The following is a 10,857-nucleotide window of genomic DNA, read 5'->3' as shown; positions in this document are numbered from 1 at the left end:
GGCTGTGCGCGGGCTGGGTCTCGCCGCCCCCCGGTCGCGCCCGACCCCGGCTCTCCCGAGGAGAGCCCGGGGCCGGACGGCGGACCTCAGACGGGCGTGCGCACCGAGTCGTTGTCGGCGCTGCGCTGCACGGCCTCCAGGACGCGCTGCACCTGCAGGCCCTCGGCGAAGGACGGGGCCGGGTCGCGTCCGTCGGCGATCGCCGAGAGGAACTCCTGCAGCTCGTGCACGAACGGGTGGTCGTACCCCAGTCCGTGCCCGGCGGGCCACCAGTTCGCCACCCCGGGGTGCTCGGGCTCGGTCGCGAAGATGCGCCGGAACCCGTTCTCGGGCGCGGGAACCGTCCCGTCGTAGAACCAGAGTTCGTTCATCGACTCGAAGTCGAAGGCGACGGACCCCGCCGAGCCGTTCACCTCGATCTTCATGCCGTTCTTGCGACCGAGCGCCATCCGGGTCGCCTCGAAGGTCATCAGCGCGCCACCGTCCCCGCGGCCGAAGAACACCGCGGCGTCGTCGACGGTCACCTCGCCCATCTCGGTCGAGGCGGTCGCCGACAGGCCGGTCCCCACCCCGGCCTCCGCCGCCGGCAGCGGCCGCTGCTTGACGAAGGTCTCGGTGGTCCCGCTGACCGAGACCAGCCGCTGCCCGGTGATGAACTGCGCGGCGTCGATGATGTGGGATCCGATGTCCCCCAACGACCCGGCCCCGGCCCGGTCGGCCTGCAGGCGCCAGGTCAGCGGGAACTCCTCGTCCACGATCCAGTCCTGCAGGTACACCGCGCGCACCTGCCGGACCGTCCCCAGGCGCCCGGCGGCCACGAGCTGCCGGGCCAGCCCGACGGCCGGCACCTGCCGGTAGTTGAAGGCGACCATGCTGCGCACCCCGCGGGCGGCGGCCGCCTCGGCCGCGGCGGTCATCCGCTCCGCCTCCTCGACGGTCTTGGCCAGCGGCTTCTCGCAGATGACGTGCTTGCCGGCCTCGAGCGCCGCGATCGCGATCTCGGCGTGGGAGTCACCCGGCGTCAGGATGTCCACGACGTGGACGTCGTCCCGCTCCAGCAGGGCGCGCCAGTCCCCCACGCCCTCGTCCCAGCCGAACTGCGCGGCCGCGGCGGCGGCCCGCCCCGCGTCCCGGCCCGCCAGCACCCGCCGCCGGGTCCGGAAGCGGGGTCGCCCGACGTGGTCGACGGTGCGCCAGGCGTGGGAGTGCACGGCCCCCATGAAGGAATGGCCGACCACGGCGATCCCCAGTTCGGGCCGGTCCTCGGGTGCGGACATCAACTGATCCTCCTCGATCCTCGTCTCACCGGACCGCGGCGGCTTCGCGGCCCCTGCTCAGGGCGGTGGTCACGTCGGTCCACGAGTCCAGGACCGCCCGGACGTCGTCACGACGTTCCGCGGCGAGTGCCTCGGTGCGCGCCCGGTCCAGGACCTCCGCCACCGTGACCCTACGACCCGTCGCGGCCGAGGTCGTCGCGGCCTCGACCATCGCCAGGCTGAGGACGTTGTCGTGGACCTCCCCCATGGCCGGGGACCCGGTACGGAGCGCGGTCACGAAGGCGGCCAACGACCCGGGGACCTCCAGCCCGGGGTCGGCGACCGCGGCCGGCTCCACCCCCGCCTCGACGATCTCGCACCGCGGCGGGTGGTCCCCGTCCCAGACGGCGCTGCCGCGGGCCCCGCTGAGCCGCCAGGCGCCGTTCCAGGACGTCTCCAACCCCGGGGCGCACCAGCTGCCCGAGAACGAGTACCGCGCCCCCGAGCTCATCTCGAAGGTGGCGCAGGCGTTCGCGGCCCCCGCGTACCAGCTCCACCCGGGGTTGAACTCCTCGCAGTAGACCGAGACCGGGTCGGCCCGCAGGACGTGGCGGGCCAGGTCGAACTGGTGGATCGCCATGTCGACCAGCAGGGGGTGGGCCATCTCGTCGCGGAAACCGCCGAAGCGGGGCGCCTTGGTGAACTCCGTGGTCAGCAGGGCCAGTTCGCCGAGCGCGTCGGCCTGGGCCCGGAACTGCGCCACGTGCGGGTTGAACCGCCGGGACTGGCTGATCACGAAGCGGACCCCGGTCACCGCGGCGGCCGCGGCGAGCGACAGGGCCTCGGCCAGCGTGTCGGCGAGGGGTTTCTCCCCCAGGACCGGGAAGCCCGCGAAGAGGGCCGCGGTCGTCACCGGGTGGTGGGCGCGCGGAACCGTGACGTTGACGATCGCGTCGGCCCCGGTCTGCCGGGCCACGGCCACCGCGTCGGGCCCGAGGGCGACCCCGGGGACCTCGAACTTCTCGGCCGCCTGCCGCGCGGTCGCCAGGTCGAGGTCGACGATGCCGACCAGCTCGACGTCGGGGTTCGCCGCCATCGCCCGCAACCAGGTGTGGCCCATGGCCCCCGCCCCGACCAGCACGAGTCGCACGGGCGCCACCCCGCCGTTCCCCATCACCCCCGTCTCCCCCGTCGCCCCGGGGGCGCTCATGCGGTCACCGCCGGGTCCAGCGGTCCCTCGTACCCGTGGCCCCGGAAGAAGTCGCCGGTGTCGTAGCGCAGGAGCACCGGGTCGGTGCGCTCCGGGCGCAGGGTGCGCGCCCAGGCGACCCCGTTGGCGATGACCCGGCGGACCCCGTCGTGGTGGTAGGTGGGGTAGTCCTGGTCCCCGGGACGGAAGTAGAAGATCTTGCCGAAACCCCGCCGCCAGGTGCAGCCGGAGCGGAACACCTCGCCACCCGAGAACGAGGAGATGAAGACCAGCTCGTCGGGCGCCGGGACGTCGAAGAACTCGCCGTACATCTCGTCCTCGTCGATGACCAGGGGGTGCGGGACCCCCTGGGCGATCGGGTGGGTGGGGTCGACGGTCCAGACCAGTTCCCGGTCGTGCTCGGAGCGCCACCGCAGGGTGCAGCTCGTACCCATCAGCCGGACGAACGGTTTGGACCAGTGCCCCGAGTGCAGGACGACGAACCCCATCCCGGCCAGGACGTGCCGCTGCACCCGTTCGGCGACCTCGTCGGACACCTCGCCGTGGGCCGCGTGCCCCCACCAGACCAGGACGTCGGTCTCGCGCAGGACCTCCTCGGACAGCCCGTGCTCGGGTTCGTCCAGGGTGGTCGTCCGGACGCTGGCCCCCTCGCCCAGGTGCTCCTCGACGCCTCGCGCGATCGCGCCGTGCATCCCGTCGGGGTAACGGGCCGCCACCGACGGTTCGAGCTGCTCGTGACGGTTCTCGCCCCACACCAGGACGCGGACTGGACTGCTCATGCGGTCGGTCTCCTCTCGGGTCATTTCACTGCTCCGCCGGTCACGCCGGCGGCGACGTAGCGCTGGGCGACGACGAGCAGCACGATCGCCGGCAGCGACGAGAGGACGGCGGTCGCCATGATCGGCGACCAGTCGTTCACGAAGCTGCCGATGTAGGTGTACAGACCCAGGGTGATGGGCCGCACGGTCTCGGTGGTGGTCAGGGTCAGGGCGAAGAGGAAGTCCCCCCAGGCGAACAGGAAGGAGAACAACCCCGCGGTCACGAGGGCGTTGCGGCTCATCGGCAGGACGACCGAGACGAACGCCCGGACGGGTCCCGCCCCGTCCACGTAGGCCGCCTCGACGACCGAACCCGGGATGCCCCGCATGAACGCTCGCATCACCAGGATCGAGAACGGGACCCCGAGCGCTGAGTCGGCCAGGATCAACCCGCCCACGGTGTTGAGCAGGCCGAGGTCGCTGTAGGCGCTGTAGAGGGCGTTGGCGACGACGATCCCCGGCACCATCTGGGTGATGAGGACGCCGAACAGCAGCACCTCGACCCAGCGACCGAGCCGGAACCGGGCCATGGCGTAGGCGGCCGGGGTGGCGATGACGAGGCTCACCACCACGCTGCCCAGGCCGACGACCAGACTGGTCCCGAGGTTGCCGCTCTGCTCCCGGATCGCGGTGGCGTACCCGTCGAGGCTCAGGTCCACCGGGAACCACGGGGTGGCCACCGCGGCCCCCGCGGGTTGCAGCGACACGTTGAGCATCCAGTAGAGCGGGAACAGCATGACCGCCAGGATGGCGACGCCCACGACCGTGCGCCCGAACCCCCGGGGCTCGCGCCGGACGGTGCGCGGGGCCGACCGGGAGCGTCGGGCCGGTCGGGAGGGGGTGTCCACGTCGGTGCCTCTCATTCGTCCACCTGCCGTCGGTTCAGCCGCAGGTACACCACGGCGAAGACCAGCGAGATCAGGACCAGGATGTTGCCGAGCGCGGCGCCGGCCCCGAAGTCGAACTGCCGGAACGAGACCGCGTACGACAACGTCGCCAGCGTCTGGGTCGAGTCGGCCGGTCCGCCGTTGGTCACCCCGAGGATCACGTCGATGACCTTGACGGTGTAGACCACGCTGAGCACGAGGACCACGGTGACTACGGGTCGCAGCAGCGGCCAGGTGATGCTGCGGAAGGCGCGCCACCCGGTCGCCCCGTCGAGGGCCCCGGCCTCGTACACCTCCGCGGGGATCTCCTGCAGCCCGCCGTAGAGGATGGTCATGGTGAAGGGGATCCCGAGCCAGATGTTCACCCCGATCACCGCGACCAGCGCCAGCGACGTCGAGGTCAGCCAGTCGGGACGGTCCAGGAAGGGCAGCACCGACAGGACGCGGTTGAGGACCCCGTTGTCGGTGTCCAGGATCCACCGCCAGACCGCCGCTCCGGCGATCATGGGGATGAGCCAGGGCAGCAGGATCAACGACCGCAGGAACCCCGACAGCGGGAAGCGCCGGTGGAAGAAGAGGGCGATCGCGAGGCCGAGGACGAACTGCCCGACGATGGAGCCCACGGTGAACAGCGCCGTGTTCAGCAGGGCCCGGTCGAACACCGCCGAGGAGACGACCGCGACGTAGTTGTCGAACCCGACGAACGGCGCCTCGCCGGTGTAGAAGGTCGACGTGGTGTAGGCCTGGAAACCCATCACCACGTTCTTCACGACCGGGAAGCCGAAGAACAGACCGAGGTAGACCACCGCGGGCAGGAGGAAGGCGATCTCGACCAACCGGGTCCGCCGACGGCCGCCGCCCCGCCGGCCGGCCGGGGCGCCCGGTGCCACGCGAGGTGCGGCCGGGGCCAGGGTCTCAGCCATCCTGGGCCTGCTTCAGGGCGTCCGTCGGGGTCATCCCCCCGACCAGCGCGTTCTGGACGGCGGTGTAGATCTTGGTGGCCGCCGTGGGCCACTCGGCGCCGAGCTCCCCGGTGCGCGCCCGGAGGTCGGGCACCTGGGCGGCGAACGACTCCAGGGCGGGGACCTGGCTGACCGCCTGCTCCGTCAGTTCCGGCTTGGTCGGGACCGTGTTGGTGCCGACGGCCTCGGCCACCATGTTCTCGTCGGAGTTCAGGCAGGCCACGAACTCGGCGGCCTTCTTCTGCTTGTCGGGGTTCCCCGTCTGCGGAACGGTCCAGGTCTCCCCGCCGAACGGGGAGACCACGGTGCCCCCGGCCGTGGGCGCGGGCAGCGGGACGACCGAGTAGTTCAGGTCGGCGTTCTCGTTCAGGGCGCCGAAGTTCCAGGGGCCGTTGACCATCATCGCGGCGTTCCCGGCGGAGAACTGCTCCATGACGTCGGCCTGGCCCCAGGTGACCACCGACCGCGAGGCGGAGCCGCTCTGCACCAGGTCGACCCACAGCTGCAGGGCCTCGGCGGTCTCCGGGGTCGCGATGTCCTTCTCGTCCCCGCCGTTGGACCACATGAACGGCAGGAACTGCCAGGTCCCCTCGAAGGAGTTCATGGCCGAGAAGGCCACGCCGTAGCGGTCGCCCTCGGTCAGGGCCGCCGAGGTGGCCTTGAGCTCCTCCCAGGTGGTCGGCGGGGTCAACCCGGCCTCGGCCAGGATGTCCTCGTTGTAGAACAACGCGATCGTGTTGGTGATGGGCTGCAGCCCGTACAGCTTGCCCTCGTAGGTGGAGGCGGCCGTCACCCCGGCCGCGTACCCGTCGGAGGTGAGACCGAAGTCGTCCAGGGGAGCCAGCGCCCCGGAGGCGGCGATCTGCTGCAGGTCGGGGTTGTCCAGCATGAGGACGTCGGGCAGGGTGCGGGAGCTGCTCTGCTGCAGCACCTTCTGGATCAACGTCTCCCCCGGGACGCTCTCGCGCTGCACGGTCATGCCCACCTGGGTGCCGCAGTCGTCCAGGGCCTTCTGCCACACGGACTTGTTGGGTTCGTCGTTGTGGTAGTCGAGCACCCGCAGGGTGCTGTCGTCACCCCCCGCCGTGCTCCCGCCGCCACCGCCGCAGGCCGAGAGGGCCAGGGGCAGGGTCAGCGCGAGCGCCAGGACGGTACGGACGGTTCCTCGTCGAGCCATCGTGTCTCCTCAGGGTGGTGCGCATCGATGTCGATGCGTATCGATTCCGGTCGTGGGTCGGTGCGGTCGGTGGGTTCTCGGGTCAGGGACGGGGGCGGACGGTGCCGCGGTCGGTGAGAACGCCGGGGACCCGGCGCTGCTCCCCCGGCGCGTCGTGCTCCAGCAGGGCGAAGAGCCAGTCCATCGCCTGGCGCGACACGTCCCGGGGCTGGGTGGAGACCGAGGTGAGGGGCACCTCGAGGGCCTCGACGTCGGCGTCGGGGGCCAGGGCCACGACGTCGACGTCGACCCCCGGCCGCCATCCGGCGTTGCGCAGCGCGGTCTCGGCTGCGGACAGGTTGTGCAGCAGGAGCAGCCCCGGGGGGCGCGCCGCAGCGGCCGCGGCCACCGCCGCCACGAAGTCCGTCGCACCGGCCGCACCGTGCGGGCTGACGTGCCAGTGCAGGTCCAGGTCCAGCTCCGCGGCCACGTCGTGGACCCGACGCCGGACCCGGGGGACGTAGTTGATGTCCCGCTCCTCGGTGTCGGCCCCCCAGCCCAGCACGTGCACCTCGGTGTTCCCGCCCGCGTGCAGGGCCCGCAGCAGGAGTTCCGCACCGGCCTCGAAGTCGAAGTCGATGCAGTGCAGGTCCTCGGCGTCGGCGGGGAGCCCGATGAACATCGTGGGGAGGGACAGGCTGCGGACGACCTCCGTCCGGGCGTCGTGCGTCGCCACCTCCATGACGACCAGCGCGTCGCACAGGGCCCGCCCGGCGACCCGGCGCAGGCCCTCCGGCCCCTCGTCGGCCGTCACCAGGAGCACGTCGTGGTCGTGGGCCCGGGAGGCGAGCGCGATCTCCTCGGCGAAGGCCATCAGCCCGTGCGCGGACACGCTGGACCGGAACGGGACGACGAGGGCGATGATGTTGGTGCGGTGGCTGGCCAGGGCCCGCGCCCCGGCGTTGGGCTGGTAGGTGAGCTCGTCGATCGCGTCCTGGACGAGGCGACGGGTCTTCTCCGAGATCGGGCGTTTGCCGCTCATCACGTAGGAGACCGTGCTCTGCGCGACGCCGGCCACACGGGCCACGTCCTTGCTCGTCGGGGGCCGGCCACGACTCGTCCCGGACATGCCCACCCCCTCCGCGTCGATGCGTTTCGATGACCTGCCCGAAACTAGGCGAGACCCCGGCGGTCGTCAACCAGCTCGGTCGGATTCCCCCCGACCGACGGCGCCCGGGACGGGACGAGGGACCGGGGACCGGGGGAACTCAGGACCGTCGCCGCGGTGCCCCGAGGAGTTCGCGCAGGTCGCGGCCGAAACTGAACAGCAGGGCGCCCAGGGCCACCACCAGCCCGACCGTGGCCGCGGCCAGCGGCACCGGCGGCACCAGGGCGACGAGCAGGGCCCCGGCCTGGACGACCGCGATAACCCTGCGGGACAGCCGGATCCGGGGACGTCGACGCAGTCGGGGGACCACCGCGGAGGCGCCGATCCAGAGGTAGCGGGCGGCCCCGATCAGCAGCACCCACGGGCCGACGGTCCCGGCCACGGCCACCGACAGCACCAGGATCAGCGCGGCGTCCACCTCCATGTCGAAGCGCGCCCCGGCCGGCGAGGAGGTGCCGGTGCGTCGGGCGACGTGACCGTCCACGCCGTCGAGGACCAGCGCGGGCAGGGCGAGGGCGATCAGCCACCAGGGCCGGGGTCCCATGCCTCCCGTCAGCGTCAGCACGGTGATCGTCGCGCAGCCCCCGACGAGCACGGTGCGGGCGAGGGTCACCCGGTCGGCCGGACCCACCCGGCGGCCCGGACGGGTCAGCAGGGCCGCGGCCGCGACCCCGACGACCCCGACCCCGGTCGCGATCGCCGGACCGACGGACCCCGCCGACCAGGGCCCCGCGGCCAGGAGACCGCAGAGGAGCGCGGCGGACAGCAGCGCCAGGGTGGCGTCGCGCACCGCGGTCCCCTCGCCGCGCCCCGCGTCGCAGCGGCCGGGTCGCCGACGGAGGACGGACGTCGTCCGTCGGTCCTCGCCGTCCATCTCCCGCTCCCGACCCTGCCCTGGTCCGAGACCTGGCCCGCCTCCACGCGGCCCCCGCGGGCCGTGAGCGAGCATCGTGCCACCCCCTCACGACCCCGACCAGTCCGGCGCGGAGCGCGGGCGGTCGCGGGCCACCCCGAGGGTTTCAGCGGGTGGGGGGCCCGCCCCCGTCACCGGCGTCGCGCAGCAGCAGGGCGGCCTGGGTGCGGCTCTGCAGGTGCAGCTTGGCCAGCACGCTGGACACGTAGTTCTTGACCGTCTTCTCCGCCAGGTCCATCTCCCGGCCGATCTGGCGGTTGCTGGACCCGTTGCCCAGCAGCGCGAGCACGCGCCGCTCCTGGGCGGTCAACGCGTCGAAACGGGGATCGGCGGCCACCGGGTCGGCGAGTCGACGGCGCACCGTCTCGACGGCGGCCGGGTCCAGCAACGACTCCCCGGCGTGGACCCGCCGGACCGAGTCGACCAGGTCGGTGGTGCCGATCTCCTTGAGCAGGTACCCGGCCGCACCGGCGAGCACCGCCGCCAGCAGCGCCTGGTCGTCGTCGTAGGAGGTCAGGATGATGGCGCGGGTGGCCGGGGAGGCGGTCCGCAGCCGACGGCAGACCTCGATCCCGGACCCGTCGGGCAACCGGCCGTCGAGGATCGCGACGTCGGGTCGGGTCCGGGCGAGGGCGGCGAGCGCCTCGGCGACGGTCGCGGCCTCGGCGACGACCCGGATCCCGGGGTCGGACTCGAGCACCGCGCGCAGACCGGCGCGGACGACGGCGTGGTCGTCGACCAGGACGACGGAGGTGCTCACGCCTGGACCCGCCACTCGACCCGGGTGCCCCGCCCTTCGGCCGTGACCGGGGACTCGACGCGGAACTCCCCGCCGAGCGCCTCGGCCCGCTCCTGCAGGTTGCGCAACCCGCTGCGCCGCAGCGGTCGATCCGGCCCGTCCCGGTCGAGTCCGACGCCGTCGTCGGTGACGACGAGGGTGAGGTCGTGCGCGGTGGTCGCGACGTGCACCGTGACCACGCCGGCCCGGGCGTGCCGGGCGCAGTTGGACAGCAGTTCCCGCAGGGCGAAGCCGGTCTGGCGCACGGTGTCCGCCCCGATCCCGGAGGCGGACCCCTCGAAGGTGAGGGTGGGGGTGATGCCGAGCAGGTCGCTGAACTCCGCGACCAGGTCGCGCGCCGTGCTGCGGACGTCGGCGTCCTCGTCGGAACGCGTGAGTTCGAAGATCGTGGAGCGGATGGCCCGGATCGTCTCGTCACCCGCCCCGATGAGGGCCCGCAGCGCCTCGACCGTCTCGGGTTCGCGGGTCCGGGTGGCGAGGGCCGACATCCGCAGGCCCGAGGCGAACAGCTGCTGGATGACCCGGTCGTGCAGGTCGCGCGCGATCCGGTCGCGGTCGTTGAGCAGGACCAGACGGCGCTGGTCCTCCTGCGCCCGACCGAGTTCCAGCGCCAGCCCGACGTGCCCGACGAAGTCGGTGGCCATCTCCTGGTCCCCGGCGTCGAAGGGCCGCCGACCCGGCTCGCGCAGCAGCAGCAGGACCCCGGGGCGCCGCCCCGAGGAGACGGTGAGGGGCGTCGTCAACCGGGGTCCGCCCGGGAGGTCGGGACGGGCACGGAGATCCGGCGCCCCGTGCTCGTCGGCCGGCACGGCGCTGCCGCGCAACAGGTCGGCCCCCGGTCCGTCCGCCGCCACGACGTGCGCCCCCGGTCCGTCCTCGGCGGGGGCCAGGACGAGGGCGAGGTCCGCCTCGGCCGCCGCCCGCGCGGCCCCGGCGACCAGGGCCAGGGCCCGCCCCTCCCCGGCCAGCAGGACGCGGACGATGTCGGCGGAGGCCCGCAACCAGCGCTGCCGTCGCTCGGCCTTGTCCAGCAGCCGGGCGTTGTCGATCGCCACCCCGGCGGCGGAGGCGAGCGCGATGAGCAGTTCCTCGTCCTCGGCGGTGAACCCGTCGGGTTTCTCGGTCAGGTACACGTTGCCGAACACCTGCCCGCGTACCCGGATCGGCACCCCCAGGAAGGTCCGCATGGGCGGGTGGCCCGGCGGCAGCCCGACCGAGTCGGGGTGCCGGCCGAGATCGGTGAGCCGCAACGGGGAGGGGTCCTCGATGAGCCGCCCCAGCAACCCTCCTCCCCGGGGCAGCCGTCCGATGCCGGCCTTCGTCTCCTCGTCGACCCCCACCGTGACGAACTCCGAGAGGCCGTCGTCCTCACCGATCACCCCGAGCGCGCCGTAGCGCGCGCCCACCAGGTCGCACGCGGCCTGGGTGATGCGGCGCAGGAGGGCGGAGAGGTCGAGGTCGGAACTGATCGCGCGTGTCGCGGCGAGCAGGCCGCGCAGCCGGCTCTGGGTGCGCAGCACGTCCTGGGCCCGCTCCAGCAGCTGCTCGAGCAGCTCGTCCAGCTCCAGGCGCGCCACCTGGGGGAAGAGCACGCCCCCCTCCACGGACCCGGGGTGCTGCCCGGACTGCTCTTCGATCACGAGGCTCCCACCCTTCGTCACTCCGTGTCACTTCTAGAATGGCAGACC

General features: G+C 73.1%; 10 protein-coding genes. All 10 read right to left on the bottom strand.

The genetic code is table 11. The annotated features are described in order from the left end of the window. Positions 1 to 86: 86 nt before the first annotated feature. The 10 genes from ACFFKU_RS16805 to ACFFKU_RS16760 all read right to left on the bottom strand — a co-directional run bounded on the left by ACFFKU_RS16805 (position 87) and on the right by ACFFKU_RS16760 (position 10,809). A complete protein-coding gene (locus ACFFKU_RS16805; RefSeq protein WP_380139766.1) occupies positions 87 to 1,277 on the bottom strand; it encodes a Gfo/Idh/MocA family protein in 1,191 nt (396 codons plus the stop codon). 25 nt (positions 1,278 to 1,302) lie between these two features. Continuing rightward, the gene (locus ACFFKU_RS16800) at positions 1,303 to 2,466 is read right to left on the bottom strand and encodes a Gfo/Idh/MocA family protein (protein WP_380139765.1); all 1,164 of its coding nucleotides are present in this window, start codon (positions 2,464 to 2,466) and stop codon (positions 1,303 to 1,305) included. Next, positions 2,463 to 3,245, bottom strand: a complete 783-nt coding sequence (locus tag ACFFKU_RS16795) for a ThuA domain-containing protein (RefSeq protein WP_380139763.1) — start codon at positions 3,243 to 3,245, stop codon at positions 2,463 to 2,465. Before ACFFKU_RS16795 ends, ACFFKU_RS16800 begins: the two co-directional genes overlap by 4 nt. Positions 3,246 to 3,265: 20 nt before the next feature. Continuing rightward, positions 3,266 to 4,147 carry a carbohydrate ABC transporter permease gene (locus ACFFKU_RS16790; protein WP_380139761.1) on the bottom strand — a complete coding sequence of 294 codons (882 nt, stop codon included), beginning with the start codon at positions 4,145 to 4,147 and terminating at the stop codon, positions 3,266 to 3,268. Then, positions 4,144 to 5,094, bottom strand: coding sequence for a carbohydrate ABC transporter permease (locus tag ACFFKU_RS16785; protein ID WP_380139759.1), 951 nt, complete (start codon positions 5,092 to 5,094; stop codon positions 4,144 to 4,146). Before ACFFKU_RS16785 ends, ACFFKU_RS16790 begins: the two co-directional genes overlap by 4 nt. Next, positions 5,087 to 6,310: a sugar ABC transporter substrate-binding protein gene (locus ACFFKU_RS16780; protein WP_380139758.1), complete on the bottom strand. Its 1,224-nt coding sequence runs from the start codon at positions 6,308 to 6,310 to the stop codon at positions 5,087 to 5,089. Before ACFFKU_RS16780 ends, ACFFKU_RS16785 begins: the two co-directional genes overlap by 8 nt. An 82-nt stretch (positions 6,311 to 6,392) precedes the next feature. Beyond that, positions 6,393 to 7,418, bottom strand: coding sequence for a LacI family DNA-binding transcriptional regulator (locus ACFFKU_RS16775; protein ID WP_380139756.1), 1,026 nt, complete (start codon positions 7,416 to 7,418; stop codon positions 6,393 to 6,395). A gap of 139 nt (positions 7,419 to 7,557) precedes the next feature. Beyond that, the gene (locus ACFFKU_RS16770) at positions 7,558 to 8,331 is read right to left on the bottom strand and encodes a CDP-alcohol phosphatidyltransferase family protein (RefSeq protein ID WP_380139754.1); all 774 of its coding nucleotides are present in this window, start codon (positions 8,329 to 8,331) and stop codon (positions 7,558 to 7,560) included. Between the two features lie 145 nt (positions 8,332 to 8,476). Continuing rightward, positions 8,477 to 9,130, bottom strand: coding sequence for a response regulator (locus tag ACFFKU_RS16765; RefSeq protein WP_380139752.1), 654 nt, complete (start codon positions 9,128 to 9,130; stop codon positions 8,477 to 8,479). Further along, entirely contained in the window at positions 9,127 to 10,809 is a 1,683-nt protein-coding gene (locus tag ACFFKU_RS16760) for a sensor histidine kinase (protein ID WP_380139751.1), read from the bottom strand. The genes ACFFKU_RS16765 and ACFFKU_RS16760 overlap by 4 nt, the downstream gene beginning before the upstream one ends. Positions 10,810 to 10,857: the final 48 nt, after the last annotated feature.

It is taken from the genome of Kineococcus gynurae (assembly GCF_042433995.1).
In the GTDB taxonomy this organism is placed as follows: domain Bacteria; phylum Actinomycetota; class Actinomycetes; order Actinomycetales; family Kineococcaceae; genus Kineococcus; species Kineococcus gynurae.
This window is presented reverse-complemented; position numbering and strand designations above follow the sequence as displayed.

What these genes read in the sequence shown, in the direction of transcription:
- ACFFKU_RS16805 (WP_380139766.1), bottom strand. Translation starts at nt 1,277, where the DNA reads ATGTCCGCACCCGAGGACCGGCCCGAACTGGGGATCGCCGTGGTCGGC.
- ACFFKU_RS16800 (WP_380139765.1), bottom strand. Translation starts at nt 2,466, where the DNA reads ATGAGCGCCCCCGGGGCGACGGGGGAGACGGGGGTGATGGGGAACGGC.
- ACFFKU_RS16795 (WP_380139763.1), bottom strand. Translation starts at nt 3,245, where the DNA reads ATGAGCAGTCCAGTCCGCGTCCTGGTGTGGGGCGAGAACCGTCACGAG.
- ACFFKU_RS16790 (WP_380139761.1), bottom strand. Translation starts at nt 4,147, where the DNA reads ATGAGAGGCACCGACGTGGACACCCCCTCCCGACCGGCCCGACGCTCC.
- ACFFKU_RS16785 (WP_380139759.1), bottom strand. Translation starts at nt 5,094, where the DNA reads ATGGCTGAGACCCTGGCCCCGGCCGCACCTCGCGTGGCACCGGGCGCC.
- ACFFKU_RS16780 (WP_380139758.1), bottom strand. Translation starts at nt 6,310, where the DNA reads ATGGCTCGACGAGGAACCGTCCGTACCGTCCTGGCGCTCGCGCTGACC.
- ACFFKU_RS16775 (WP_380139756.1), bottom strand. Translation starts at nt 7,418, where the DNA reads ATGTCCGGGACGAGTCGTGGCCGGCCCCCGACGAGCAAGGACGTGGCC.
- ACFFKU_RS16770 (WP_380139754.1), bottom strand. Translation starts at nt 8,331, where the DNA reads ATGGACGGCGAGGACCGACGGACGACGTCCGTCCTCCGTCGGCGACCC.